Source organism: Streptomyces sp. NPDC056486 (assembly GCF_042795295.1).
Lineage (GTDB): Bacteria > Actinomycetota > Actinomycetes > Streptomycetales > Streptomycetaceae > Streptomyces.
Genome location: NZ_JBHTSF010000002.1, coordinates 72,154 through 97,082 on the forward strand (window position 1 = coordinate 72,154; position 24,929 = coordinate 97,082).

General features: G+C 69.0%; 22 protein-coding genes, 2 tRNA genes and 2 pseudogenes. 7 read left to right on the plus strand and 19 right to left on the minus strand.

What is annotated here, in order from left to right; translation table 11 throughout:
- Positions 1-378 precede the first annotated feature (378 nt).
- Positions 379-759 (plus strand): MmcQ/YjbR family DNA-binding protein, encoded by a 381-nt coding sequence (locus ACFQ7F_RS01550; RefSeq protein ID WP_383264392.1) that lies wholly within the window; start codon positions 379-381, stop codon positions 757-759.
- A gap of 277 nt (positions 760-1,036) precedes the next feature.
- The gene (locus ACFQ7F_RS01555; protein ID WP_383264842.1) at positions 1,037-2,389 is read left to right on the plus strand and encodes an MFS transporter; all 1,353 of its coding nucleotides are present in this window, start codon (positions 1,037-1,039) and stop codon (positions 2,387-2,389) included.
- Here the strand turns inward: ACFQ7F_RS01555 and ACFQ7F_RS01560 are convergent.
- Positions 2,340-2,807, minus strand: a complete 468-nt coding sequence (locus ACFQ7F_RS01560; protein ID WP_383264394.1) for a hypothetical protein — start codon at positions 2,805-2,807, stop codon at positions 2,340-2,342. The two genes, ACFQ7F_RS01555 and ACFQ7F_RS01560, sit on opposite strands and share 50 nt — an antisense overlap.
- A 132-nt stretch (positions 2,808-2,939) precedes the next feature.
- Between ACFQ7F_RS01560 and ACFQ7F_RS01565 the strand changes: the two genes are divergently transcribed.
- A tRNA-Pro gene (locus tag ACFQ7F_RS01565) sits at positions 2,940-3,013 on the plus strand.
- Positions 3,014-4,088: 1,075 nt separating this feature from the next.
- Here the strand turns inward: ACFQ7F_RS01565 and ACFQ7F_RS01570 are convergent.
- The 4 genes and pseudogenes from ACFQ7F_RS01570 to ACFQ7F_RS01585 all read right to left on the minus strand — a co-directional run bounded on the left by ACFQ7F_RS01570 (position 4,089) and on the right by ACFQ7F_RS01585 (position 6,359).
- Complete coding sequence (locus ACFQ7F_RS01570; RefSeq protein WP_383264397.1) at positions 4,089-4,865, minus strand: SDR family NAD(P)-dependent oxidoreductase; 777 nt, start codon at positions 4,863-4,865, stop codon at positions 4,089-4,091.
- 28 nt (positions 4,866-4,893) lie between these two features.
- A complete protein-coding gene (locus ACFQ7F_RS01575; protein ID WP_383264860.1) occupies positions 4,894-5,226 on the minus strand; it encodes a hypothetical protein in 333 nt (110 codons plus the stop codon).
- A 73-nt stretch (positions 5,227-5,299) separates the two neighbouring features.
- Positions 5,300-5,500 (minus strand): annotated as a pseudogene (locus ACFQ7F_RS01580) (hypothetical protein); the annotation flags it as partial.
- 7 nt (positions 5,501-5,507) lie between these two features.
- Entirely contained in the window at positions 5,508-6,359 is an 852-nt protein-coding gene (locus tag ACFQ7F_RS01585; RefSeq protein WP_383264400.1) for an NAD(P)-dependent oxidoreductase, read from the minus strand.
- Positions 6,360-6,462: 103 nt separating this feature from the next.
- Between ACFQ7F_RS01585 and ACFQ7F_RS01590 the strand changes: the two genes are divergently transcribed.
- Together ACFQ7F_RS01590 and ACFQ7F_RS01595 are read left to right on the plus strand one after the other, a co-directional pair.
- Positions 6,463-7,293 (plus strand): helix-turn-helix transcriptional regulator, encoded by an 831-nt coding sequence (locus tag ACFQ7F_RS01590; RefSeq protein WP_383264403.1) that lies wholly within the window; start codon positions 6,463-6,465, stop codon positions 7,291-7,293.
- A gap of 205 nt (positions 7,294-7,498) precedes the next feature.
- Positions 7,499-7,882 (plus strand): annotated as a pseudogene (locus ACFQ7F_RS01595) (recombinase family protein); the annotation flags it as partial.
- Positions 7,883-7,957: 75 nt separating this feature from the next.
- Here ACFQ7F_RS01595 and ACFQ7F_RS01600 read toward each other — a convergent pair.
- From ACFQ7F_RS01600 to ACFQ7F_RS01615, 4 genes are all read right to left on the minus strand, one after another.
- Positions 7,958-8,257, minus strand: coding sequence for an integrase core domain-containing protein (locus tag ACFQ7F_RS01600; protein WP_383264406.1), 300 nt, complete (start codon positions 8,255-8,257; stop codon positions 7,958-7,960).
- A gap of 108 nt (positions 8,258-8,365) precedes the next feature.
- Complete coding sequence (locus ACFQ7F_RS01605; RefSeq protein ID WP_383264408.1) at positions 8,366-9,019, minus strand: IS3 family transposase; 654 nt, start codon at positions 9,017-9,019, stop codon at positions 8,366-8,368.
- Between the two features lie 164 nt (positions 9,020-9,183).
- A complete protein-coding gene (locus tag ACFQ7F_RS01610) occupies positions 9,184-12,894 on the minus strand; it encodes a trypsin-like peptidase domain-containing protein (RefSeq protein WP_383264411.1) in 3,711 nt (1,236 codons plus the stop codon).
- A gap of 31 nt (positions 12,895-12,925) precedes the next feature.
- The gene (locus ACFQ7F_RS01615; protein ID WP_383264414.1) at positions 12,926-13,267 is read right to left on the minus strand and encodes a CU044_2847 family protein; all 342 of its coding nucleotides are present in this window, start codon (positions 13,265-13,267) and stop codon (positions 12,926-12,928) included.
- A gap of 192 nt (positions 13,268-13,459) precedes the next feature.
- Between ACFQ7F_RS01615 and ACFQ7F_RS01620 the strand changes: the two genes are divergently transcribed.
- Positions 13,460-13,594, plus strand: a tRNA-Pro gene (locus ACFQ7F_RS01620).
- A 439-nt stretch (positions 13,595-14,033) separates the two neighbouring features.
- On the opposite strand, the gene ACFQ7F_RS01625 is transcribed toward ACFQ7F_RS01620, so the two are convergent.
- A complete protein-coding gene (locus ACFQ7F_RS01625; protein ID WP_383264416.1) occupies positions 14,034-14,825 on the minus strand; it encodes a TIGR03084 family metal-binding protein in 792 nt (263 codons plus the stop codon).
- 62 nt (positions 14,826-14,887) lie between these two features.
- Entirely contained in the window at positions 14,888-15,391 is a 504-nt protein-coding gene (locus ACFQ7F_RS01630) for a flavin reductase family protein (protein ID WP_383264419.1), read from the minus strand.
- 76 nt (positions 15,392-15,467) lie between these two features.
- Here ACFQ7F_RS01630 and ACFQ7F_RS01635 point away from each other — a divergent pair, with 76 nt between their 5' ends.
- On the plus strand, positions 15,468-15,989 hold the full coding sequence (locus ACFQ7F_RS01635) for a MarR family winged helix-turn-helix transcriptional regulator (protein WP_383264422.1): 522 nt from the start codon (positions 15,468-15,470) through the stop codon (positions 15,987-15,989).
- A gap of 154 nt (positions 15,990-16,143) precedes the next feature.
- Here the strand turns inward: ACFQ7F_RS01635 and tcuA are convergent, their stop codons facing one another.
- From tcuA to ACFQ7F_RS01675, 8 genes are all read right to left on the minus strand, one after another.
- The gene (gene tcuA, locus ACFQ7F_RS01640) at positions 16,144-17,661 is read right to left on the minus strand and encodes an FAD-dependent tricarballylate dehydrogenase TcuA (protein ID WP_383264425.1); all 1,518 of its coding nucleotides are present in this window, start codon (positions 17,659-17,661) and stop codon (positions 16,144-16,146) included.
- Positions 17,662-17,698: 37 nt separating this feature from the next.
- A complete protein-coding gene (locus ACFQ7F_RS01645; RefSeq protein WP_383264428.1) occupies positions 17,699-18,646 on the minus strand; it encodes a pyruvate carboxyltransferase in 948 nt (315 codons plus the stop codon).
- Positions 18,647-18,659: 13 nt separating this feature from the next.
- On the minus strand, positions 18,660-20,324 hold the full coding sequence (locus ACFQ7F_RS01650) for an AMP-binding protein (RefSeq protein WP_383264430.1): 1,665 nt from the start codon (positions 20,322-20,324) through the stop codon (positions 18,660-18,662).
- On the minus strand, positions 20,321-21,349 hold the full coding sequence (locus ACFQ7F_RS01655) for an LLM class flavin-dependent oxidoreductase (RefSeq protein ID WP_383264433.1): 1,029 nt from the start codon (positions 21,347-21,349) through the stop codon (positions 20,321-20,323). Before ACFQ7F_RS01655 ends, ACFQ7F_RS01650 begins: the two co-directional genes overlap by 4 nt.
- A 7-nt stretch (positions 21,350-21,356) precedes the next feature.
- Positions 21,357-21,902 carry a PaaI family thioesterase gene (locus ACFQ7F_RS01660; protein ID WP_383264436.1) on the minus strand — a complete coding sequence of 182 codons (546 nt, stop codon included), beginning with the start codon at positions 21,900-21,902 and terminating at the stop codon, positions 21,357-21,359.
- The gene (locus ACFQ7F_RS01665; protein WP_383264438.1) at positions 21,895-22,887 is read right to left on the minus strand and encodes an Ldh family oxidoreductase; all 993 of its coding nucleotides are present in this window, start codon (positions 22,885-22,887) and stop codon (positions 21,895-21,897) included. The genes ACFQ7F_RS01660 and ACFQ7F_RS01665 overlap by 8 nt, the downstream gene beginning before the upstream one ends.
- Before the next feature lie 663 nt (positions 22,888-23,550).
- A complete protein-coding gene (locus ACFQ7F_RS01670; RefSeq protein WP_383264441.1) occupies positions 23,551-23,979 on the minus strand; it encodes a nuclear transport factor 2 family protein in 429 nt (142 codons plus the stop codon).
- A gap of 16 nt (positions 23,980-23,995) precedes the next feature.
- On the minus strand, positions 23,996-24,847 hold the full coding sequence (locus tag ACFQ7F_RS01675) for an alpha/beta fold hydrolase (protein ID WP_383264444.1): 852 nt from the start codon (positions 24,845-24,847) through the stop codon (positions 23,996-23,998).
- Positions 24,848-24,929: the final 82 nt, after the last annotated feature.

The following is a 24,929-nucleotide window of genomic DNA, read 5'->3' on the forward strand; positions in this document are numbered from 1 at the left end:
GTCAACACCCCCCGCCTCTATGGTGATAGGGACACGACAGCGTGACTGGGGGGTGAGACCGATGGCCTTCACCGAGATAGCCGTAGCTGTGATTACGGCCGGGCCTGCCTACATCGCGGTCTGGTTGACTGCACGCAACGCTCAGGGTGAGCCGGCACAACCGCGGGCTTGTGCGCAGCACACCATTTGTGAGCAGTGCGAGGATCGAAGCGCGGCGGACGGCATGCCGGGCTACCGGAAGGCTTGGGCCCTCGCAACCTGACCCCTCCCCTCTTCGCCGTAACGCCGCGGGCCCGCCACCTCCAGTGGGGGGGGCCCGCCGTGTCGTGAACGGCGTCCGGGGGGCCGCTGTCAGTGGCGTTGGCTACCGTTCACGGCATGTCTCGAGCTCATGCCAAGGCCCAGGTCACGGGTGACGATGTACGCCGTATCGCACTGACCCTGCCGGATACGACGGAGAAGATCGCCTGGAGCATGCCCACCTTCCGGGTGGCCGGAAAGATGTTCGCCACGCTCCCCGAGGACGAGACGTCCATCGCCGTGCGGTGCCCGAAGGAGGAGCGCGACGAGTTGGTCCTCGCGGAGCCGGACAAGTTCTGGATCGCCGACCACGAGGCGATGTTCGCCTGGGTGCGCGCACGGCTCTCGGCCCTCGACACGGCAGAGCTGAAGGACATCCTCGCCGACTCCTGGCGCCAGGCCGCCCCCACCCGACTCCTCGATGCCTACCCGGAGTTGGGGCTGCCACCGGCGAGTTGACGCGGTCGGCCTGACGCGATCGGCCGCTGTCAGTGCGCCATGGCATGATCCAGGCAGGGGTGGAGGGCGAGGGGCCGCGGTGAGGCGGGCCCGCCGCTGCCGCCAGGGGGAGGGGACAGGGGTGCCGTCAGGGGGCGGGGTGGACGAGGGCGGGCGTGCGCGGATCCCGGTGGAGCGCCAGGGCACGGGCACGGGTGAGGACAAGGGCAAGGGCAACGGCAAGCGGCCCGGTCGCATCCTCGGTCGCGCACCCGATCGCACCCCCGGTCGTAACACCATGCCGATGACGGCCGTGCGCGAGAGCATCTGGTCGCGGGACTTCGGATTCTTCTTCGGCGCGCGCACCGTGGCCAAGCTCGGCGACACCATGCTGCCCGTCGCGCTGGCCGCGGGGCTGCTCAAGCACGGACACGGTGCGGGGGCCGTCGGGCTCGCGATGGCCTCCACGACGGTCTGCTTCGCGGGCCTGGTGATCTTCGGAGGGGTCTTCGCCGACCGGTTCAGCACCCGCCTGCTGATGATCGGCGCGGACGTGGTCAGGCTCGGCACGCAGTCGATCGCGGCTGCCCTCTTCTTCTCCGGCCATGTCGTCCTCTGGCAGATCTGCGTGATCGGCGCGGTCAACGGCGCGGCGGGCGCCCTCTTCCAGCCCGGCGTCGCCAGCACGGTCCCGCGCCTGGCCACCGACGTCCAGAAGGCCAACGGCGCGATACGCGTGGCCGAGTCGTCCGCGGCTCTGGCGGGACCGGCCGTCGCGGGCGTCCTCGTGGCCTTCGCCTCACCCGGCGCCGTTTTCGCCGCGCACGCGGGAACGTACGGACTGAGCGCCCTGTGTCTGATGCTGCTCAGACTGCCGCCCGCGCGCCCCGGCTCGCTCCCGCACAGCAACGGCTTCCGGGCCGATCTGGTGCAGGGCTGGCGGGAGTTCAGATCCCGCACCTGGCTCTGGGGCGTCATCGCCATCTTCTGCGTCCTGATGATCACGACCACGGGCCCCCTGACACCGCTCGTCGCCACCCTCGTCGTCCAGGAGCACGGCTCGGGCGCGTACGGCCTGGTGAACTCCGCCCTGGGCGCCGGCACCGTGCTCGGCGGCCTGGTCGCCCTGCGCCTGCGCCCCCGCCGCATGCTCCGCGCCGGTTCCATGGCCCTGATGGGCTACTGCGCGTTCCCGGCGGCCGTCGGGGCGCAGGTCGGCGTCCCACTCATGGCGGTGGGCGCCGCGGTCGCGGGCGCCGGGCTCTCCTTCTGGGGCGTCATGTGGGCGACGAGCGTCCAGACCCAGGTGCCGCCCGACGTCCTCAACCGCATCCACGCCTACGACGTCGCGGGATCGATCGCCCTGCTGCCGGTCGGCCAGGCACTCGCGGGCCCCGCCGCGAGCGCCTTCGGCGCGGAGCAGGTCCTGATCACGGGCGCCGTGACGACGGTCGTCGTCTGCCTGGCCCTGCTCTCGGTGCCAGCGATACGCGGTCTGGTGCGGGTGGACGGGAGGACGCCGGTCTCGGGCGGGGGACCAGTGAACGAATCGGCGACCGGACGACCGGAGGGCCGACCCGCGACGGGGCGGCCCGACGGGGCTATACGGGACGATACGAAAGCCCGTGCCGCGCCCCCAGAAAGTCGGTGATCCGCTCCCGCAGTGAGCGGACGTCGAGCCCGTGCGCGGCGATGTGCTCGTCGATCTGCCCATAGCGGCGCAGCTCGGCACGGCCGACCCCGAGGCCGAGCACCCGGTCCGGGTGGTGCCCCAGAGGTGAGTCGTACGCCCCGAACCCCTCAAGCCAGCCGACGGGAAGGAAGCCCTTGGCGGCGAGGACGGCGTAGTACGCCATGGGCCCGTGCCCCTTGGACAGCAGGAACCGGTCGCGCCCCGGGTCGTCCACACGCTCGGGTGTGACCCTGAGCACGCGGTCGTAGAGGACCCAGAGCGCGTCGAGGGCGGACGTCGCGGCGGGCCCGTGCTTCTCGTCGCCCGTCATCCGCCCCATGAGGCGGGACAGGTCTGCGTATCCGTATCCGTTGCCGCGTTCCGTTGTCGTCGTCATGCCACAGAGCGTGCAACCTCAAGTTCTCTTGAGGTCAACGGGGGCGGGAAAGGCGTGAGCGATCACGGCTCGGAGTGCGGTATTGTTTCGGTGCACGTTCGGCCAGGGGAAAACCCCAGGTCACACGGGCATCGGGACGTGGCGCAGCTTGGTAGCGCACTTGACTGGGGGTCAAGGGGTCGCAGGTTCAAATCCTGTCGTCCCGACGGAAACGTCGCAGGTAGGGGCCATCTTCGGGTGGCCCCTACTTCGTGTTCGGGAGCAATTCTGGGAGCGGGGAGCGGCTCCCTGTGCTCCCTGGGAGCGGGGGTCTGGGAGCGACGTCAACCGGGGGTCGACGCGGGGTCACTCGATCCGGTTGCTCCCAGGGAGCATTTCCGGTGACTGGTCTGGTGTACGAGGCAAGGGGTCGTGCTTTTCGCCCCCTTGACGGTTTCAGCGACCCCTTGCCCGCGTGAACTCCGCGTCTCGGTGCACACGTCATCGAGAGGTTGAACGCGGTGATGCCGTGCGGTGCAGGTCGGCGGGGGTGTCCGGCTGGGGGCGAACGCTCCGGTGGACCCCCTTGCCGCGACGCAAGTGGCCGTTGGCGTCCGTAGGCCGCCGTATGGAGATGCTCCGAGTGGGACGCCGGCTCCTGCAGCACCTCGAGCCGATCCGCCGAGGGGGTCTGCTTTAGGTGTGCCCAGTCGACGCCCAGCACTCCGTGGCCCAGCAGACCGACAGTCGTCCCCAAGCCCTAAGCCGACGATCGACTTGATGACGGGATGCCCGCGAAGGCGTCATCGACGGCTACGGAAGCAGTGTCATCCCCGCCCTACGCGACTGAACCCGGCGTACAGCCCGACTCGTCTGCCGCCACCTGCACGTTGGCTTCGGAAAGGGCCTCTGGCCTGCGTCGGAGGCCCTTTCTGAACTTCGGTGGCTTGCCGTGTTAGGCCCCGAAAAGTCCCTCGGAAGTCCCTCAGACAGCCCTGGAAATCCCTGACGCGGAGGGGCGGGCGAGGCCTCTGGACTGGTCGTTTGCGCAGCCATCGGACTATGACGCTGGGAGACGCGGACCTCGGGGCGGTCTTGGACCGCCTGGACTACGCGGTCTCGGGGTTCGTGTCGGACGGTGCGGCCCATTCGGCGCGGGCAGCGGTGAGCCGGGGGTGCATCGCGCGGAGCTCGTCCAACTGCCTGGCCACCGTCTCGATGAACTCGGCCAGCTGGTCCGGATCCCGGTGCGGCGCCCGGACGACGCGCTGGTGCTGACCGAAGGGGCGCCGTCGGCCGCGGCTACTTGGTGTAGCGGGTGGCGAGGGCCGGGGATTGGCCGCCGAAGGCGGCGAGGTCGGCGGTGAACACGTCCTGGAGGAGCTGGTAGTCCTCGACACCGGGGGCGCTGACGGTCTCGCCAAGCTCCAGGCCGCGCAGGGCGCCGGTGACGAGGTCGTCGGCGCTCATGCGGGGGACAGCGCTCATGTCCAGGCCCTGGGAGGAGTGGAACTCGGTGGCCACGACGCCGGGGCAGACCACCCCGACTGTGACACCGGAGTCCTGGACCTCGGCCGCGAGCGTCTGGGTCAAGGCGACGAGGTAGGCAAGGGTTCCGGCGTACACGGCGCGGCGCGGCATGACTTCGGGTCCCGCCGGGCCGGAGAAGGCGATCATGCCGGCGACGTTGAGGATGGTGCCCGTCCCGCGCTGCTGCATGGGGCCGACCGCGGCGCGCATGAGCTGGGTGGGGGCGAGGACCTTGACGTTGACGAGTTCCTGGGCCTTGTCGGCGGGCAGGTCGGCCAGCGGCATGTAGTGGGAGACGCCGGCGTTGTTGACGAGCATGTCCAGCGGCTCGGTGGCGCAGATCTCCGCGAGGGCGTTGATGCCCTCGGTGGTGGCCAGGTCGGCGGTGACCGTGCGCACGGTGGTCTCGGGGTGGGCGGAGGCGAACTCCTCCAGGCGCTCCTGGCGGCGGCCGACGATGATCAGGTCGTAGCCGTCGGCGGCGAAGCGCTCGGCGAACGCCTTGCCGATGCCGGAGGTCGCGCCGGTGACGAGGGCGAGCTTGCTCATGGGGTTGTTTCCTTTCGGGGGACGCGGCTCAGGCGGCCGGGTCGGTGGGGGTCCGGTGCAGCCAGGCGAACTCGCTGCGGTACTGCTCGGCGACGCGTTCGGGCTGGTCGTCGCCCAGGTCATCGCCGTCCAGGGGGTAGCCCTGGCGGTTCAGGAACCAGGACAGGAACCGGTAGGAGGGCCGGTAGTGGGCCAGCTCCGCGGGGTCCAGGCGCAGGGTGGTGCCGGGAAGGACGGGGGTGAGGGTGTCCTTCTCGTAGACGGAGGTGATGGCGACGATGCGCCACACCCCGTCCGCATCGCGGCGGGCGCGGTACTGGGAGGGGCAGGAGGAGGCGAGGTCGGCCTCGACGCCGTCCACCTCGATGGCGCCACTCGATGACCAGCGGCAGTTCGGCCAGCGCCCTGTCGCCCGCCACGTGGACGGCTGGCGGGCCCAGCCGGTGCACGGCGATGTCGCCGCGGTGCGCCATCTTGCGGGTGCGGGCGGTGAAGTCGGCGCCGCTGCCGGTGAACCAGCTCATCCGGATGTGGCTGTCGGCGCTGTAACGGGCGGCCATCCGCGTGTACCAGCCGCGGTCGCGGCTCTGGCGCTCGCGCAGGACGAGCTGAGTGACCTCGCTGATGCTGTCCATGACGGCCTCAGCCGTTGAGGAGGGTCAGCAGTGCGGGCAGGCCGCGGGCTCCGGACAGGCCCCGCTCCGTGACCTCCCCGGCTTCGATGCCGGCGTCGCGCATGGCCTGGTCGAACAGCTCCGTGTCCAGGGCTTCCACCGTGGACAGGTGCTCGACGTTGTCGGGGCGGACCATGGTGTTCAGCAGGCTCAGGGCGGCGCTGGAGGCGCTGCCGAGCTTGAGCACGTCCACCAGCGAGCCGAGGTCGAGGTCGAGCTGGGCGGCGAGGGCGACGATGTCGGCGATCGAGCGCTGGTTGAGTATCAGCAGCGCGTTGTTGAACAGCTTCGCCGTCTGCCCCGCGCCGGCCTGCCCGAGGTGCAGGACGTGGGCCGAGAACGCCTCGAACACCGGGCAGCACTGCTCGAACGCCGTGTCGGGCCCGCCGACCATGCAGGTCAGCCGCTTCTCCTCGGCCGCCGAGCGGCCGCCGCTGACCGGCGCGTCAAGCACCGCGACCTGGTGGGCCGCGCACTGCTCGGCCAGACGGGTGGCGGTGGCCGGGACGCCGGTGCCGTGGTTGACGAGGACGGCACCGCTGCGCAGGTGCGGCAGCATCTGGGTGACGAGTCGCTCGACGTCCTCGTCCGTGCCCACGCACAGGGCAACGATGTCGCACGCGGCTGCCAGGTCCTCGACCGAGTCCGCCGCCTCGTGGGGAGTACCCGCTAGGGGCTTCAGGGAGGCGGGGCGCCGGGCCCAGACCCGCAGGGGGAAGCCGGCCTCCGCCACCGCGCGGGCCATCGGCAGACCCTGGTCGCCCAGGCCGATGAATCCGACGACGGGAGTGTCTTGGGATGCCGCTGAGGTTTCGTTCATGAATCCCAGCATCCGCACTATTCGGGTGAATAGGTAGTCGACTCTCTTTCCTGGGATTATCAGTACCAGGCTAGGCAAAAGCTCTTTCTGTCACGATGGCGGAATGCCCACCACCGAACTCGGCGAAGCCCTGCATGCCTGGCGCAACCGAGTCACCCCTGACCAGGCCGGACTCTCCGGCGGTGGCCGCAGGCGCACCCCCGGACTGCGGCGCGAGGAACTGTCCCAGCTCGCCGGGATCTCCGCGGACTACATCGTCCGCCTCGAACAAGGACGCGCCCGCAATCCCTCCCCACAGATCATCGAATCGCTCGCCCGCGCCCTGCGCCTGGACAGCGGTGAACGTGAGCACCTGTTCCGGCTCGCCGGACTCGCGGTGCCCGGACCCGGCACCGTGCCCCGCCACATCACCCCCGGCGTCCACCGCATCCTGGACCGCCTGGACTCCACGCCCGTCGCCGTCTACGACGCCACATGGACCCAGCTGCTGGCCAACCCGCTGTACACCGCGCTGATAGGAGCGTGGTCCGGGCCCGACCTCAACGCCGCGTGGCGGGCGTTCGTCACCTCCACCACCCGCGTGCGCCACACCCCTGAATCCAACGGCGCCCTCCAGCAGCTCCTCGCCGCCGACCTCCGCCGCACCAGCGCCCTCTACCCGGACGACGCCGCGCTCACCGACCTGATCACCCAGCTCCGACGGCGAAGCGCCCGCTTCGCCGATCTCTGGGACACCGGCACCACCGCCGAGCACCAGTCGAGCCGCAAAACCATCGACCACCCCACCGTCGGCACCCTCACCCTGGACTGTGACGTCCTCCACGTCGCCGGCAACCACCTGCGGATCATGGCCTACACCGCCAGACCCGCCACCGAGGACGCCCAACGCCTCGCCCTGCTCTCCGTCGTGGGAACCCAGACACTCACCGGCTGAGACCCGCACGGCACCGGATGCCCCTCCCCTGCGAAACCGTCTACCTGTCGGCAAACGATCGTTTGACGACAGGCGGCCGCTGCGGCCAATGAACCCGTGCAATCCGGGGGTTCGGGACGGTGCGAAGCCAATCAGATCCGATGGTGATTGCTGACAGGGTTTGGAGACAGATAGGGTCCGATCCTCCGTACGGAAGGGGCCCTCGGTGGCGAACCTGGTCTACAAGAGGGTCTCGACCGACCAGCAGTCCACCGCCCGGCAGAACCTCGTCCTGGACGAGGCCGGGATCGAGGACCCGGTCGCCTTCGAGGAGGACCCGGGCACCTCCAGCCGCCTCCACCCGCTCCAGCGGCCGAAGTTCGGCGAGCTGCTGACGTACGCGCGGCCGGGTGACACCGTCCACATCTCCGAGATGTTTCGCCTCGTCCGGGGCACCGGGCACATTCTCGACGTGCTCGACGTCCTGCACCGCGACCGTCTCGCCGTGCGTATCCACGACGGCGCGTTCTCCGCGATGGACCTCACCGCCCGCCACCCGCGTACCGGCGAGCTGCTGTCCACCGTGAAGTTCATGGTGCAGACCCTCGCCTGAAGGGTGTCAAAACCCTCGTATGTGCTGTGAGCTGGGTGTTAGTGGCTCTTGGGTGATGGTTCGTCAGGAGGCTCAGTGGTACTCGTTGAGGAGTCCGCCCAGGATCTTTCGGCGTCGGATGCGGTCTGCGGGGAAGGGGGCGATGGTGGGGTCGTCTCCTGGCGCTCGTAGCTTCAGACTTCGATGAGCCCTACCTGTGTTGTAGTGCCTCGTGTATTGGCCCAGCACGGTGCGCAGGTGCCTTTCGCCGAAGATCAGCATCCGGTCGGTGCACTCGCTCCGGGCCGTGCGCACCCACCGTTCCGCGAAGGCGTTCATCTTCGGTGCCTGCGGTGCGGTCTTCAGGACCTGAGTGCTGTTGCTGGTGCACACCGCGTCGAAGGCGGCGGTGAACTTCGCGTCGCGGTCCCTGATGAGAATGCGGAACAGGCGTGCTCGGTCCTCGAGCTGCAGGTAAAGGTTGCGGGCCTGCTGGGTTATTCAGTCTCCCGTGGGATGTGCGGTGACACCGGGGACGTAGACGGTCCTGGTGCCAGTCTCCATGACGAAGAAGATGTACAAGCGCTTGAGGGTGATCGTGCAGTCCATGTGGAAGGAGTCGGTTGCCAGTAGCGTGTTGGCCTGGGTGTGCAGGAAGGCGCGCCAACTCTGCTCGGTGGCGCGGACCGACGCGGGTGGGATCTTGTTGCGGTGCAGGACCCGGCGGATGGTCGCTGCCGCGACGCGATGGCCCAGGCGGCGCAGTTCGCCCTGGATCCTGATGTAGCCCCAGGTCGGTTTGTCCTTCGCCAGGCGCAGGATCAGCGTGGTGAGGTCATCGGCCAACGGTGGACGGCCCGGCCTGGCCGGCGGCTGTCGCCACTTGCGGCGCACCAGACGGCGGTGCCAGGCCAGGAGGGTGGCGGGGGTGACCAGTCGTCGCCGGCGCAGCAGTGCGGGCAGGCGCCGGGTCAGGGCGGACAGGATCGCGCGGTCGGCCCACGACAGTCGAGGGCGCGGGGCGTTACGGCGCAGCACGGCGACCTCGTGCCTGAGCGCGAGTATCTCTGCGTCCTTGGATCGACTGGACCGGCCGCAGAGAACGAGCCAGCCGAGCATCTGGCAGAGGAACATGTACAGCAGTCGCAGAGCCATAAGAGGCGAGCATGCCGCGTCCGCAGGCCTCACCAAAGCACCAGATCAAGGCCCATGCGGAGTTAAGACACCCTTCAGGTGTCGTCCTGCCTGGCCTCGATCGCAAGGCCGAGGTCAGCAGCGGTAGCCGAGTTTCCGGCACCCACTGGATTGCGTCACGGTGTTCAGGCCTCTAGGACGGGGTGGTCCACCGCCTCCTGGCCTAAATCCTCGTACACCCAGGGAGGATCTTGCGGTGCCCAATTGCGGGTGCGGGTGGTGAGCAGGGAGCGGACCTCACGCTGGGCTTTGCGTTCGGTGAGTTTGCCCGCCTGGTGGCGGGTCAGAACGGCGCGAACGCGGGCCAGTTCCTCGTCCTCAGCGGTCTCTTCCTCCGCTGTGCGGGGGTCCTCGATGTCGTGGCCCGGTGAGGGCCCGGTGTCGGGGTCGTGGTGAAAGAGGCGGGCCGCCGCGTGGCGTACGAGTACTTCGCAGCGCAGGAGGGCGGGTGCGGTCGAGGCGACGCTCAGTGCCAGGCGTTCGGCGCGGGCGAGGATTCGAGTGACTTGTTCATGCGCCTGCTGCTCGGCGTACAGCGAGCTTGCGTCAATAAGAGCTTCCAGGGATCTGGAGTAGAGCTCGCCGCGGTGCCAAAGGTCGGCGGCGAGCTGCTGCAGATGAACCGCGGTCGCCGCGTCGTCGAGGCTCTGGGCGGTGCGAGCCGCGTTGTCGTAGTCGTTGGCTGCGTTGCCCAGATTGTCGATTTCTTCCCACAGAGTCGCCGCGCGGCGATAGAGAACAAGCGCCGCCCTGGTGTTTCCTGCGTCGTCCTCGGCGAGACCGCGCTCGTTGCATGCCGTGGCGCGGTAGTCAGCGGCACTCCAACGGTCTGCCAGGTCCGTGGCGGTACGGCCCCACCGAAGTGCGAGATCCAGGTCGTCCATCCGGCGGGCGATGCGGCAGTTGTTGATTGCGACGGGAACAGCTGCGGCCGAGCGGTTCGCCGAGGTGAGCGTCGTGACCGCCCGGTCACCCGCGGCCAGCGAATCGGCCCATTCTTCCTGGTCCCACAGGATGAGGCTGAGCCTGAACTCGGCTTCGGCGACGCGTGCGTGGATCTGATACTCCCTGGCAATGCTGGCGGCTCGGCGTGCAGCATCGGCGGCAGGGCCGGACGCCCCGGCCCCGCGCAGAGTGTCGGCGTTGAGCAGGCAGGTCTTGACCGCCTCCTCGGGTCGGCCCTGTCGCAGGTGCAGGGCGATACGATCGTTGTTGACGCTTATGACGGCGTCGAGTTCACCGCGCGCCGTGTACAGGACGTGCAGGCCGATTGCCAGGTCCGCGGCGAGGTCCAGCCATTCGTTGTCCTGTGCGAGCCGTTGGGCCGCGTGGAAGCGGGTGGGATCGAGCTCGCCCGACAGCTGGGCCCCGTGCGTTTGGTTGGTGATCTCGGTCAGCCGCGCACAGAGATACGACACGGATGCCTGCTGGAATTCGCGTACGGCCTCGGACGGCTCGTCCTTCTGCAGTCGCTCCATGGCGAAGAGCCGAACCAGGTCGAACAGACGGAAGGTGGCCAGCAGTTGCCCGGCAGGCATGCGGACGAGGTTCTGCAGCGCGAGGCTCCGGTCCACCAGTCGGTTCAACAGGAGCTCCTGCCGCAGCGCAGGTGCCTGGAGACAGTGGCCCAGTTCCGCCCCGGTGATGGCCGATCCGGGTGCCGCAGTGATCAGCCGGAGGATCCGGCGTGCGGCTGGGTCGAGGGCGTCGTGACTCAGCTGGATCGCCAGGCGCACGGGCCGGTCACCGTAGTCCAGGACTTCCAGCCGTTCTGACTCCGTCTCCATCAGCTGGACGAGGTAAGAAGGGGCGAGCCCCGTGGGGTGCATCATGCGGGCCCCGGCAATACGCAGCGCCATGGGTACGTCGTCGCACAGATGGGCTAGCCGGTGCAAGGCGTTCGCCACATGGTCATCCGAGGAGTCGAAGTCTCGTCCCTCCGCGCACCGAGTGAGCACCTTAACCGAGGCGCTCCGGTCCAACGGCCCGACCTCGAAAACGAGTCCTGGATCGGCATAGTCCTGGGCGCGGTCCCGTGAGGTCACGATGAGCCCGCAGCCGGGCGGCGTCTTGACCAGGGGCCGCACCTGGGCGGCGTCGTGGGCATTGTCGAGGACGAGCAGGACACGTCGATCGTTGAGCTGCCCGAGAAAGGACGTGATCGCCCGGGTGTCGTCCATCATCTCCGAGCCGAGATCGAGCTCCAGAGCCTCCCCCACAATCCGTACGACGGTACGGGCGTTGGGACGAGCGTTCGCATCCGGCATCAGCCCTTGAAGATCCACGTAGAACACTCCGCCCGGGAAGGCGGGAGCGAGCGCGCGGGCGGCATCAACGGCCACGACGGAGGTGCCCACACCCGGCTGTCCGCACAGGAACGCGGTTGCCGACCCGTGCCGAGTCATATGCCGGTCGACCGCACCGACGACCCGGGCCACGAGCTCCTCGCGGCCGGTGACGCATGAATCTGGGGGAGGCAGGCCGGACATCTGTACGGCGACGGAGGCGAGTTCAGGGCGGCCGGGTACGGGCCCGGCTCTGAGCGGCGTTCGGCCCTGTCCATCCTCCCAGTTGCCACTGTCACCCTCACTCACGCCCTCTGCCGGCAGGGTGCGAGCACTGAGGAGTACCGGATACACCGACGAGGAGCGGATCGTGGGCAGTTGGCTCAGCAGTGCGTGGAGGAAGCCGGACAGGGGGATCGTGTCCCTGTCATTCAGGGCCTCCCGCAGGAAGCGGCGGCAGGCAGCGGAAAGCTCCGCGAAGAAGCCGCTCTCCAGTTCCTCGCCGAGGACACGGCGAAGGCTGCCGAGGAAGGCGCGCGCCGCATGGTCGGACACCTCATGTTCCGGACGGATACCGGGGAGCGGCTCTGCCCACCGGCGTACCGCCTCCTCGTGGTCGGCACAGCGCGTGAGGAGCACTCTCGGCTCCAGGCCGCGCAGGCGGAGCCTGCGCCGCAAGCCTTCGACGTCTTGCCGACCCCACCCTTCGCCGCAGGCACGCGAGACGAGCAGCTCCACGACATCTTCCAGCCTGCCGATGCCGCGGCACGAGTCGTCGAGTGCGGTGAGGACGAGGGCGGCTTCCCGGGCCGCTTCGACGGGGCCGACAATTTCCGCCGTGTCGGGACCGACGGGCGCCAGGGCGGAGCCGCGCGCGGACAATACCGTGCCCACCTCGTCGGTGAAGGTATCGAGCGCCAGCCGCCGTTGCACGGTGGCTTGGGCAGATTCCTCCAGCAGGTGGGTAAAATCCTCGGTCCTGGCGACCCAAACCGAGTCACGCAACCAGTGGTCGGCACTGTTGTAGCGCGCGGACACCACGCCGAGCAGAAGCCCGTCGGAGAGACGGACCACCGGAGCTCCGCTCATGCCAGGCAGCACTGCATCGGACGACAACCTCCCCAGCGGCACGCCGTCCCGTATGGTCCAGCCCTCCCACGTGCCGGTGGCGTGCAGGAACGAGTAGCTGTGCCCGGGGTCGTCCACCTCGGGCACTCCGTTGATCATCACCTTGGTCAGCAGTTCCACGCCGTCGGTCGGTGCCCAGCCAACCACGGAGTCCTGGAGGGGTTCCGCGCGGCGTAGCACGGCCAGGTCGCATACGGGGTCGGTCGCCACGACCTTTGAGAGAGCCGGGGACATCGAGCCGTTGAGCGCATCGGTCGTCACCTTGGAGCCCACCTCGGCGCATCCAAGGCTCGCAAGTACGTGCCAGGCCGTGATCAGGACACCGGGTGTCACCTGGAAGCACGTGCCTGTGGGAGAGCCGTCATCGGCCAGGACTCGCCCAAGGGCCCCCGGGACCCGGGGATGACCAAGTGAACCGTTCATCCCACCCCCTTGGGACCCGGCCTTCAGTACGTCAGGCTCGTGGGTCCGAGGTCGATGCCTGGTATGTCATTCGCACCACCACAGAGGCTTCTCCAGAAGCGCCGGCCACGATGACATTCCCCTGTGCCGAGAACTTCAGTCCGAACTCGACCTCGATCTGCTCGGGCCGTACGGCCTGTTCCCGTAGCCGTCCGACTGCCTGCGCCGTGGAGGTGGCGATCTCTACGACTGCGTCCCGTGCCATATCGAACGAGGCCACGACCTGCTGGCTCGCGTCCCGCAACCGCGACGTAGGTTCGGAGCCCGGCACGGGCACGGCTTCCACCAGCAGCTCTACCTCACCCGCCCGTACGGGGACCAACCGGTTCGTCATAGGCACAACCTGCCACGCACCCACTATCCTTGTCCTCAGATCACACGGATCTCCGTGGATTCAATGAGGTGTGGGTCGCAACTTGGGCATCTCAGCGCTTCCAGTGTTGGCATTGCTGGCCGAGACCGCTTCGACCCGCTGGCGCGTGTCGCCTACGCCTGAGGGACACGAAGGCGGCCGCGACCCCCTCGCCGGCGAGGGGCACAGCGGCCCCGTACTTCCGCATACGGCGTCGTACGGGCGTCAACGGCGCTTCAGAACTCCGAACCGGAATCGTGCACTTGACTGGGGGTCAAGGGGTCGCAGGTTCAAATCCTGTCGTCCCGACGGAAACGTCGCAGGTAGGGGCCATCTTCGGATGGCCCCTACTTCGTGTTCGGGAGCAATTCTGGGAGCGGGGAGCCGCTCCCTGGGGGCGACGTCGCTCGGGGGTCGAGGGATGGTCACCCGATCCGGTCGCTCCCACGGAGAGTCTCCGCTGCTCGGTCTGGTGTACGAGGCAAGGGGCCGTGCTCCCACTCGACCCCTTGACGGTTCTCGCCGACCCCTTGCCTGTGGACTCCCTGTCTCGGTGCACACGTCATCCGGAGGTTGAACGCGGTAGCGGGATGCTGTGCAGGTCGGAGGGCGTGTCGGCTGGGGGTGACTGTTCCTGTGGGTCCCCTTGTCGCGGTGCGACAGCTACGACGTCCGGTGCTACACCGGCCGACTGCCGGAACACGCTTAGGACAGCACCAACTTGAACAACCCGCCGAAGTAGCAGGCGCTACGACACTTCGCTCGGTGGCCGCCCCGGGCCGGTCGGGCCCGCGAAACATTGGGCGATGGCGAGCCATTGCTCGGCGACTTCGCCTCGGCAGGTCAGGGAGGTGTCGAGCCGGTGCCTGCGCTGGGTGACTACCAGGGCGAAGTCGAGTGCGTTGCCAGTGATGCGGGCGTCACTGTCTTCCGGGCCGCGGACCCATGGCCGGCCGCTGGGCAGGCGCAGCTCGACGCGCGGTGGAGACGGCGGCACGGGCAGGCCGCGGTTGGCGAAGCTGAATGCGAAGGTGGCGAACCCGAGATGGCAGACGTGCCGGATCCGGTCCGTGGGCCGGCGGATGGCCTTGAGTGCGTCGGCGACATCCTGGCCGTGGGCCCAATACTCCATCAGGCGAGCTGTCGCCAGCGTCGCCGGGGTCATCGGCGGTCCGAACCAGGGGACCTTCTGGTGCCGGCGCGTGGACTGGAATGCCCGCGACAGTGCCGCGAAGGCGTCGGTCCACTCCTGTCGCAGTTGCTCCACGGGGAGGTCTTGGCGGGCCGCGATGTGGCTGTCGATGAGTTCGGTCAGGCCATCTGCCGTGGTGGGACGGGCACGCTGGAATTCATCGGGAACGGCGATCGCGTCCTTGGCCAGCAGATCGCAGCCGATCAGGTGCGACACGCCGGCTCTGATGTCCCATCCGGCAGCCGGAGTCGGCCGCCGCAGGTCTGTCTCCGATGTGATGAGTGCCTGCAGCGAGTCGAACTCCGCCGCGAGATCGTCGATCAGCTCGCGTGGAACTCCGCAGTCCATGTCGGTAGCCCTTCCTCCGGCAATGTTCTGCCGATGTTCATAGGTGTGCGGGTGCTCGCCGATCAGGCGGATACGAGGTGGTCGTAGCGGCTTCGGAAGAACAGCAGGGGTGACGCCGTGCTGTCGGCGTCGAGGTCGTCGACCCGTCCGATGACGATGTAGTGGTCACCGGCGTCGTGCACGGCTTCGATCGTGCAGCTGATCCAGGCGACGACACCGTCGATGACCGGGTCTCCGTGCGGTCCGGGCTGCCAGGCCACGTCGGCGAACTTGTCGTCTCCCGACACTGACAGCGCACGGCAGATCCGCTCCTGGTCGGTGGCGAGGATGTTCACGCAGAAGGTGCCGTGCTCGGCGATGACCGGGAACGTCGACGACGTCTTGCCGGGCAGGAAGGCCACGAGCGGCGGGGCGAGTGAGACCGAAGTGAACGAGGCGACGGTCATGCCCACTGGCCTGCCCTGCGCATCGCGCGACGTGATGGCGGTGATGCCGCTGGGGAAATGTCCGAGGACGGCCCGAAACCGTGCAGCGTCGGGGCCTGAACTGTCGACTGATGTAAGCATGCTGATAGAATACAAGCATGCTTAATAACGTGCAAGCATGCTGATGCTTCGGCCCCGCAGGCCATATGCTGCATGGGTGACAAGCGCGCTGCCTTACATCAACCCGTTCGACGACGGTCGCTCGCCGGCCGGGCCCACCGCCGGCATGGACGAAGCGTCGTCGCTGATCGACGCCGCCTTCCGGTTCGAGAGGGCGGTCACCAGAATCGGGAACACGCGACTGCGTCCGTGGAAGATGACGCTGTCCAGCTACACCGCCCTGCGGATCATGGCCAATCAGCCCCACCTCAGCCTCGCTCAGCTGTCACGCCGCTGCTATGCGCGGCCGCAGACCATGACGCGGATCGTCACCCAGCTGGAGAACCGCGGTTTCGTGGCCCGTGACGCACATCCGGAGAGCGAACGGGCACTCTCGCTCCAGGTCACCGAGGCAGGCCTGGCCGCCTTGGACGAGATGAGCAACGAGGTCCTCAAGATCAGCGAAACGTTGAACGCCACGCTGGGGCAGGAGGACATCGTCGCCACTGATGGCCGCCTGCGGCAGGCCGCGGTCGTGGTGGAGACCGAACTCCGTGACATTGGCCGGCCCGAGGAGTAGACGCGCCGGATCACCGCCTCGAGAGGCAGACTCGGGTAGGCATCGGGCGGTTCCACCTGGCGGCCGCCCGATCGTTGGGCGGCCGCCAGGCGATTGTGCATCGGGTCGACGAACTCGACCGCGCCCCGTGCTTGTCCGGCTTGCTCCGTGTTCTTCAGGCCGGACGAGAAGCAGGCTCGGTTTCGGTCGCGGCGGTGTGTCCGGCCGCGCGGCCGAACACCGCGGCGCGCATGAGAGCGGCGCCACCGGGATAGTCGCCGTAGAACAGGCCACCGACAGCCTCGCCGGCCGCGTACAGACCGGGCACCGGCGTCCCGTCCGCTCCGAGCGCCCGCCCGTCCGGGTCGATCCGGAGGCCGCCGAAGGTGAAGGTGAGCCCCGCGACGGCGTGGTACGCGACGAACGGCGGCCGGTCGAGGGGCGAGGCCCAGCGGGACTTGGGCGGTGTGAGGGCAGCCGTGCCGCGCTCTTCCCTTGTACCGTCCTCGGTTGCGCCGTCACCGGCCGGGCAGGCGTTGTTGAACGTCTTGAGCGTGTGCGCCAGCCGGTCGGCGGGCACCCCGATCCGCTCGGCGAGCTCCGGGACAGTGTGGGCGACGATGGGCACCGCCGCGCCGGCGAACTCATCGGCCACCTTGGCCGCGGTGCGCTGGTCGAAGATCTCGTAGGCCTCGCACCCGGGCTGACGCATGATCGCCTTGCCCATCTTCGAGTAGTTCCTGACCCATGGGCCGGGGCCCTCGTCGACGAACCGCTCGCCGTCGCGGTTGACGAGTACGCCGAGCCAGAAGCCGTGCAGCGGGAACGGAGGTGAGGCCTCACTGCGCTGCGGCGAGGGCTGGGTCGGGTCGACCGCGGCCGAATGGCAGCTCGTCCAGGCCCCGGCCTTGTCCGCCCCGGCGCGAAGTGCGGCCTGGATCCCGTCGCCCGTGGCCAGGCGGGTACCGCGCAGGCGCGCCGTCTCCCACTGCGGACCCAGATACTCGCGGCGCAGCTCACGGCTGCCCTGGAAGCCGCCGGCGGCGATCACCACGGCGTCGGCGGGCACCGTCTCGCCGCCGTCGCCGACCACCGCACCTGTGACCCGGCCGCCGCCGCGCTCCACCTCCACCTCCATCAGCGGTGCGGACCAGCGGATTTCCACGCCGATCCGCTCGGCGTACGCGAGCAGGGGACGGATCACCTCGAACCCGCGGGACATTCCCTCGCCGACGCACGTCAGTACCTGGCCGGGTGGAATGTGCAGGACGCCGTCGCGGACCGCGGCCCCCAGGGTTCGGTTGAACGTGAAGCGGACGCCTTTCGCGGCCAGCCAGCGGACCGTGTCCAACGACCGTTCGGCGAGCTCGTCGACCAGCCGCGGCTCGGCTCGGCCGCCGCTCATCGCCATCAGCTCGGCCGCGTAGGCCTGGCGAGTGTACGGCGGTGCCTCGATCCGGTCGGCCTTCAGGCCCGGCTCGAAGTCCTCCGTGACCGACGTCAGATCGTCCGGCCCGTCGTAGCAGAACAGGAACAGCCCGCCGGAGAAGGCGGCGTTCCCGCCGACGTCCTGGCGGCTGCCTTTTTCCAGCAGCACGACGCGGGCGCCGGCCTCACGAGCGGAGACCGCCGCGCAGAGGCCGCTCAGCCCGGCGCCTGCCACGACGATCGTGGGCGTACGGGGTTTCGTCACTGGTCCTCCATGAGAAGACGGAAGCTGGTGGTCGCTGTCACCAGGTGAAGGCGAGGGGTGTGCCGGGCTCGGCCGCGCCCGGTACGTGACCGGTGTGCCGGACGAAGCCCTTGCCGGGTACGCCGACCTCGCCGGTGAACCAGTTCGCCGTTTCGATGAGGCGGGGCAGGTCGATACCGGTGTCCACCCCGCACCGTTCAAGCAGTTGCACGGCGTCCTCCGTGCACAGCCCGCCGCCCCGGGCGCCGGATATCGCCGGATGGCCGCCGCTGCCGGCGAGGGAGGTGTCGATGGCGCGGATGCCTAGTTCGAGGAGAGGAAGCAGGTCGGCGAGACCCATGCCGCGGTCGTCGTGGATCTGCACGGTCAGGTTCCCTGCCGGTACGTGTGCGAGCGCGGCGGTGACGAGTTCGCGGATCTGGGGCGGCGCCGCGTAGCCGGAGGAATCCGCGAGGATCCAGCGGTCCACGCCGATGTCGAGGAGCCGCCGGGCCAGCGGTTCGAGATCATCGCCTCCGCGTGCGGGACCGGCAGGACCGCCCCAGGCGAAGATGACGTAGGTGCCGAGCACGATGTTCCGGTCCGCGGCGTACCCGGCCATGCGCTCCAGTTCGCGCAACGAGTCCTGCGTGGACCGCCCGGTATTGGCCCGGGCGAACTCCTCGTCGGCGGACAGCAGGAAGTACGCCGTGTCGGCCCCCGCGTCGACCGCGCGGGCCAGCCCGCGCTGATTGGCGACGCAGCAGCCGAGGCTGAGCCCGGGCACCCGCGGCACGCGGGCGAACACCTCCGCGGCGTCGGCGAGGCCCGGTACGAGATCGGGTCGGACGAAGGACGACAGCTCGAAGGCACGAACGCCGGCATCGATCAGGCGCCGCACGAATTCGATCTTGATATCGGTCGGCACCGCATGGTCCTGCAAGGCCAACCGGGGCGCGATCTCGCGGATGCGTACCGCGTCGCGCGGGGAGTCGGTTGGGGGCATGGTGGCTGGCTCCTCAGGCGTGGCGGGTGGGTTTGAGCCCGGCGGCGAGCGCGTCCCAGGCATCGGCGCGGCCCTGGTCACGCAACTGGTGTTTGCGCAGCTTGCCGTTCGGGGTGACGGGAAGCTGGTCCACGACGCGGTAGTAGCGGGGCACCATGAAGTGCGGCATGGAACGGTCGCAGTGAGCGAACAGCTTCGCGTGGTCCGGCTCGTGACCGGGTTCGAGCTGCACGACGACGAGGACCTCGTCCTCGCCCAGCTCCGACGGCGTACCGATGGCGGCGGCGGCCACGACACCGGGATAGGCGAGCAGGACCGACTCGACCTCGTGCGAGGAGATGTTCTCGCCGCGGCGGCGCAACGCGTCCTTCTTGCGGTCGATGAAGTAGAAGTAGCCGTCCTCGTCGCAGTAGCCCAGGTCGCCGGTGTGCCACCAGAGATCCTTCATGGTCGCGAACGTCGCTTCGGGATCGCCGTGGTAGCCGGAGAACATGATGTCCGCCAGGCGCGGCCGGTACACGATCTCGCCTGCCTGGCCCGGCGCGACACGGTTCCCGGACGCGTCGTGGATCTCCAGAACGGACGATGCGGTGGGCAGACCCAGCGAGCCGACCTTCCGTGCGCCAAGAGGGTTGTAGAGAACGTTCTTTATCTCGGTGAGCCCATAGCCCTCGACGACGTGTACGCCGAAGCGCTCCTCGAACGGATGGAGTACCTGGGGCGGGGCGGGCGCGGCGAACACCTTCGTCGCCCGGTGGTCGCGGTCGCGGTCGGACGGGGGCCGTGCCAGGAGCATCGGCAGTACGGAGCCGAGCGCGTTGAACTGGGTGACGCGGTGGGTGCGCAGCTCGTCCCAGAACCCGCTGGCGCTGAACCGGCGTCCGAGGACCAGGGTCGCCCCCGCGTAGAAGGCGTGCAGGGATATGTTGATCTGCGCGGCCCCGTGGAACAGCGGCAGGCATGTGTAGAGACGCTCATCGGCGGTCGTGGCCATCTGTACCGCGCACTCGCGCGCGGCCACCAGGGGCATCAGGTGCGGATATACAACTCCCTTGCTGCGCCCGGTCGTTCCGGACGTCAGCATGATCGCGACAGGGTCCTGCGGTGTGACGCGGGGGAGTTCCGCATCCGGGTCGCCGGCCGCGAGCAGGTCGTCCCAGGTCTGTACCGTCACCCCGGGCGGGATGCGGCGGGGACGGTCGCTGTCCTGGCGCGGACCGTCGCCGTCCGTCAGTACGACGGTCTTGAGCGTCCCCGGTACGTCGGGCAGGTCGGCGACGAGTTCCAGCAAGGCCGCATCGGTGACCAATACGCGCACGCCTGTGCTGCGGAGTGCGTGGTCGAGGAAGGCGCCCTTGTAGGCGATGTTGATCGGGACCTCGACGAGTCCGGCGCGGGCCGCCCCGAACCAGGCGAGCAGGTACTCGGGCCGGTTGGGCAGGAGGATCCCGACCGAGCTGCCCGGGGCGGCGCCTGCCGATACAAGACCGCGTGCCACGTCGGTGACCGCCGCGTCGAGTGCGCCGTAGGTCAGTTCGCTGTCCTCGAAGACGAGCGCGGGCTTGTCCGGATGTTCTGCGGCGCGGGCGGCGATGAGGCCGCCGACCGTGCCGTCGGCGAGATCGGAGAAGTTCTCCAGGCCCGGGGCGCCATTGCCCCGGGCGGTGGTTGTCGTCATCCCAGCTCCTTCTTGGCGCGGGCCAGGAAACCCTCGAGTGACGGGTCCCAGGCCGCTTCCGCGCCGGTCGTCACGAGAAACGTCCCGACTCCGAGCTCCTTGTACTTGCCGAGGGTGTCCAGGACGCGCTCCTCGGTGCCGACGAGCGCCTGGGAGTTGGCGAAGCCGCCCAGGAGCTTGGTCAGTCCGGTCCAGAAGCAGTCGTCGTGCAGTTCGTGGTCGGTGAGCGCGAGCGCGCGTTGCCGCCCGACGGAGGTGTCGGCCGACGACGAGCGCAGGAAGGTCGGAGTTCCGGCCGCCTCGGCGATCTGCCGTTCCGCGGCTCGGGCCCGGGCCCAGGCGTCGTCGTCGGTGTCGCCGATGAAGAGGCGCAGGCTCAGCGAGAACCGCATGTCACGCCCGTAGCGTCCGGCGGCCGCGGTGACCCGGTCGATGCGTTCCTTCGTACCGGCGAACGGCTCCCCCCACAGCATGTACAGGTCGGCGTGCCGGGCGCCGAAGTCCACGGCGTCGTCGCTCTCGCCGCCCATGAAGATCGGCACCTGGCCCTGCGCCGGCTTGGTCTGCAGCTTCACCGCGTCGGCCGTGTAGTACTCGCCGTGGTGGTCGAAGGGCTCGGTCTCGGTCCAGGCGCGGCGGACGATGTCGAGGTACTCGACCGCCCGACGGTAGCGGTCGGCCTTGGGCAGGTCGTCCGACTCGCGGCGCAGGTCCTTGTCGGAGCCGCCCACGACCACGTTGACGGCGAGCCTTCCGCGGGCGAGTACGTCGAGGGTGGCGAAGTAGCGCGCGGCGGCCACCGGCGCCATCACACCGGGGCGGTGCGCGACGATCGGCGAAAACTTCTCCGACATCGCCAGCGCGAACGGTGCGGTGGCGTGGTTGTGGGGCCAGGTGGAGGAGTACCCGACGAGGACCCGGTCGATGACCTCCGAGCGGTCCAGTTCCCGGACCCTGGAGATCATTTCGGCAGGGTCGTTTTCGCCTGCCTGAAGGGGCTGCAACCCGGTGAAAAATTCCACCATGGTGTCCTCAGCTTTCTGTGTGGGTTCTGTTGGGGGACGGGGACGGGGACGACGGGGACGCGGACGGGGGTTGGCGGGCGAGCCAGGCCTCGTGGCGGGCGAAATGGTGCGGTCGGCGTGTCCGCAGATCGGCTCGGGCGATGGCCAACACCGTGCCGGCGAGCGTCATTTCGGCGGATACCTCCCACTCCCTGCCTGCATGCCGGTCGATCCGCGCCAGCACTTCCAGGGGCCGCTCGACCGGGACCGGGCGGAGGTAGGAGATCTCCAGCGACTTGGTGACCAGCCGCGGTTCGACCCGTAGCGCGGCAATGCTGAGCACGTCGTCGAAGACGGCAGCTGTCCAGCCGCCGTGCGCGACGCCGGGCCCGCCGTGCCAGGACCGGGGGCAGACGACGTCGAATCGCACCGTCTCGTCCTGCGCGTCGGCGAGCTCGACGCCCAGGCGGCAGGCGTCTTGCGGAGCGCAGCCGCCGCACAGGAGCCGGCCTGACGGTGAGGGCTCGATCGCGAAGGCGTCGGTGTCATCGGGGTCGTCGGGTTTCTCAGGCACCGCCGGCCTCTTGGTGCAGGGCATCGACCACCGCTTCGGGTACGTCGATGGTGCCGCGCCGGAGCGCCTCGTCGCGGCGGGTCACCGAGCCGTCGAACGGCACCCGGACCGGGCTGCCGCCCTCGACGGGGCGGGTGGCGCGGACCGATTCGGCGAAGGCCGTGACCCGCTGGCGGTAGTCGTCCGGGTCGGTGAGCGCGCGGGGGTCGAAGAGCACGGCGAAGAAGCCGCAGTCCGAAACACCGGGCGGGTCGGCGGCAGCGCCGGTCATCATGCCGAGCAGTTGGACGACCAGGGCGAGTCCGGAGCCCTTGTGGGCGCCCCACACGCCGAACGCGCCCTCAAGCGCGGCGGCCGGGTCGAGCGTCGGGACTCCCGCGGCGTCGTATGCCTGGCCGGGCGCCAGCTTCTCCCCGAGCCGCGCCTTCAGCGTCACCTCTCCGTACATCACGGCTGAGGTACCGATGTCCCAGATGACGGGGTGGGGCGTGGCCGGGAAACCGAAGGCGATCGGGTTGGTGCCGAACCGGGCTTCGGTGCCGCCGTGCGGGGCCACGAGCGCCGGCGCGCTGCCTGCGATCATCCCGGCGAGCCCGGCTTCCGCGGCCTTCTCCAGGTAGTACGAGAACATTCCGGTGTACCAGGTGTTGCGCGCGCCGACGACCGCGATTCCCTGAGCGCGGGCCTTGGCCATGGCCAGTTGCAGTACGCGCATGCCGACGAGGTAGCCCACCTGGTCGCCGCCGTCCACTGTGGCTGACACCGGGGTCTCGGCGACGACCCGGATCGGCTGCTGCGGCACCTCGGTCGAGCGAATGCGCTCCGTTATGGACAGTGCGCGGGCGAGCCCGCCGAAGGACAGTCCGCGCAGTTCGCAGTCGAGCAAGTGGTCCGCGATGGTCTCGGCATCCGCGGTGGAATGCCCGCATGCGGTCATCGCGGCCGCGGCGAGTGCGCGGGCGTCGGGCAAGGTCAGGGTTGTCATGAACTGGCCTCTGCGGACAGGGACATGGGGGAGCGAGAGGGGGAGGGGGAGGGCTGGCGGTGCCGGGTGGTCCGGCGGGTGACCGGTATGCGGAAACCCGGAGTTCGAGCGTCTGTAAGCATGCTGAAACAATAGGAGCATGTGTAGGTAGATGCAAGCATGCTGATATTGTTGATCCGGGTGGCCTTGCCTGGGTCTGGCCGAGTGGTCGACCCGGTAGGCGGGGGCGCGAGGCAGGCTGTGGCTCGATGGGGCGCGAGGCGGCTCCCCGGGGCGGCGCCCGGCGCGATCTACGGCTTGGTCGACGAGGCGGACGCCGGGACGAGCAGGCCGTGCAGGGCGTACTTCACGAGCCTGCGCACCTACCGTGGGCTGTCGTCGATTCCGTCGATTCCGGCGGCGCCGTCAAGGGCGTCAGCGGGCTGCGGGTCACCGACCCCTCTATCGGCGCGTCTATGCCGACTGACCCCGGATATTGCTATGACGGGCTTTCGCTGTAGCCATCCGCCACCCCGGTCATGCGTGGATCCGGCCGGTCGGCCCTCGGCGCCGAGTGGCAGCGGCAGTTCTGACACATCCTGAGAACCGCGGGGGAGGGGCGCCAGGCTGCAGGGTGGCGCCCCTCTGTCTCCTCTCGCGGCGACTTGGCGTCGTGTGTAGAGGTCACATCACCGCGTCGGTCTGCAGCGGGCCTGCGGTGATGCGCAGTTCACGGATGCGGACCGTCTCCTCGCCGGTGAGCTCGTCGCCGGTGAGCTCCTCGTCGGCGAGGTAGAAGATGTGCGTGAACGGGGCGCGGACGACGCGGTCGGGTTCGGTCTTCTTGGCCATGGTGGCCTCTCCGCGCAGCAGGCGGACACCGTCGCCGGCGGCCCAGAATTCCAGGATCTCGTGCTTGATGATCAGCGGTTCGTCGATCTTGACGAAGAACGCCTTGATGGCTTCGACGCCGTGGATGTGCTCGGTGCCGAAGAACATGTCGGTGTCCTCGGTCAGCGGCGCGAAGCCCTCACCGAACTCCAGCGTGTCGATGGCGTCCATGAACTTCAGGGCCCACTCGGGCGCGGTCGTCGCGTGTGCTGTGTTGGTCATCGCCGTCGTCTCCTGATCAGGCTGTGGCGTGCAGGGTGGTAAGGAAGGCGTCGACCTCGGTGTTGACGCCTTCGGGGTTCTCGCGTGCGGCGAGGTGGGCGGTGTGCTGGAGCACCCGGAAGGTACTGCCCTCGATGGCATCGGCCATCTTGCGCACCGCGTGCACAGGGAACTGGCTGTCCTCCTCGCCCGCGATGATCAGAACGGGCACGCTCCTTATGGTGTTGAGGCGGCGATGCTCGTCCGCGCGGCCGATGAGGATGCTGCGCAGCGCCCAGGCGACCGACTTCGGGTCGTTCCGCAGCACGGACCTGGTGAACTCGACGAACTCCGGGTTGGTTGCCTCTGCGGTCGGCCCCGCGAACGCGCCGCGCGCGGCCTTGGCGGCCAGCGGCGGCATCTTCGCGTGCAGGGACAGGAAGCTGGAAAGCGCCGTGGCCCAGATGCTCTCGAACGTCGTGGGCAGCGAAGCGGTGCAGTTGATACCGATCGCCGCTGCCGTCCGTTCCGGGTAGTAGGCCGGGAAGACGCCGGCGAGCATGCCGCCCCAACTGTTGCCCATCAGGATGCACTTCTCGATGTCGAGGGCGTTCAGGATCTCGACGAGAGCGTCCGCGCATTGCTTCATGTCGATGAGCTTGCGCAGCGCGTCGGACTTTCCGTGTCCGGGGCTGTCGATGAGCACCATGCGGTGGGTCGGGGAGAAGTGCTCGTACTGGTGTCGCCACATGGTGCCGTCCATCATCAGGCTCGGCCAGCACACCATGGCCGGGCCGTCAGGGCGGCCGCCGATGCGCACATTGATCAGCCCCAGTGCGGTGGGGATCAGTTCCTCGGTGCCGCCTTCGAACCAATTCGTGGTCGTCATGAGCAGTCCTCTCCACTAGCTGTACTGGTAGCGTAACGCTACTAGTTCCAAATTGCTACCAGTGGAGTGGCTCGCCGATCCG

Bases quoted from the DNA above. Each gene is read 5' to 3' on its own strand.
- ACFQ7F_RS01550 (WP_383264392.1), top strand. From the start codon at position 379: ATGTCTCGAGCTCATGCCAAGGCCCAGGTCACGGGTGACGATGTACGC.
- ACFQ7F_RS01555 (WP_383264842.1), top strand. From the start codon at position 1,037: ATGCCGATGACGGCCGTGCGCGAGAGCATCTGGTCGCGGGACTTCGGA.
- ACFQ7F_RS01560 (WP_383264394.1), bottom strand. From the start codon at position 2,807: ATGACGACGACAACGGAACGCGGCAACGGATACGGATACGCAGACCTG.
- ACFQ7F_RS01570 (WP_383264397.1), bottom strand. From the start codon at position 4,865: ATGAGCAAGCTCGCCCTCGTCACCGGCGCGACCTCCGGCATCGGCAAG.
- ACFQ7F_RS01585 (WP_383264400.1), bottom strand. From the start codon at position 6,359: ATGAACGAAACCTCAGCGGCATCCCAAGACACTCCCGTCGTCGGATTC.
- ACFQ7F_RS01590 (WP_383264403.1), top strand. From the start codon at position 6,463: ATGCCCACCACCGAACTCGGCGAAGCCCTGCATGCCTGGCGCAACCGA.
- ACFQ7F_RS01605 (WP_383264408.1), bottom strand. From the start codon at position 9,019: ATGGCTCTGCGACTGCTGTACATGTTCCTCTGCCAGATGCTCGGCTGG.
- ACFQ7F_RS01610 (WP_383264411.1), bottom strand. From the start codon at position 12,894: ATGAACGGTTCACTTGGTCATCCCCGGGTCCCGGGGGCCCTTGGGCGA.
- ACFQ7F_RS01615 (WP_383264414.1), bottom strand. From the start codon at position 13,267: ATGACGAACCGGTTGGTCCCCGTACGGGCGGGTGAGGTAGAGCTGCTG.
- ACFQ7F_RS01625 (WP_383264416.1), bottom strand. From the start codon at position 14,825: ATGGACTGCGGAGTTCCACGCGAGCTGATCGACGATCTCGCGGCGGAG.
- ACFQ7F_RS01630 (WP_383264419.1), bottom strand. From the start codon at position 15,391: ATGCTTACATCAGTCGACAGTTCAGGCCCCGACGCTGCACGGTTTCGG.
- ACFQ7F_RS01645 (WP_383264428.1), bottom strand. From the start codon at position 18,646: ATGCCCCCAACCGACTCCCCGCGCGACGCGGTACGCATCCGCGAGATC.
- ACFQ7F_RS01650 (WP_383264430.1), bottom strand. From the start codon at position 20,324: ATGACGACAACCACCGCCCGGGGCAATGGCGCCCCGGGCCTGGAGAAC.
- ACFQ7F_RS01655 (WP_383264433.1), bottom strand. From the start codon at position 21,349: ATGGTGGAATTTTTCACCGGGTTGCAGCCCCTTCAGGCAGGCGAAAAC.
- ACFQ7F_RS01665 (WP_383264438.1), bottom strand. From the start codon at position 22,887: ATGACAACCCTGACCTTGCCCGACGCCCGCGCACTCGCCGCGGCCGCG.
- ACFQ7F_RS01670 (WP_383264441.1), bottom strand. From the start codon at position 23,979: ATGACCAACACAGCACACGCGACGACCGCGCCCGAGTGGGCCCTGAAG.
- ACFQ7F_RS01675 (WP_383264444.1), bottom strand. From the start codon at position 24,847: ATGACGACCACGAATTGGTTCGAAGGCGGCACCGAGGAACTGATCCCC.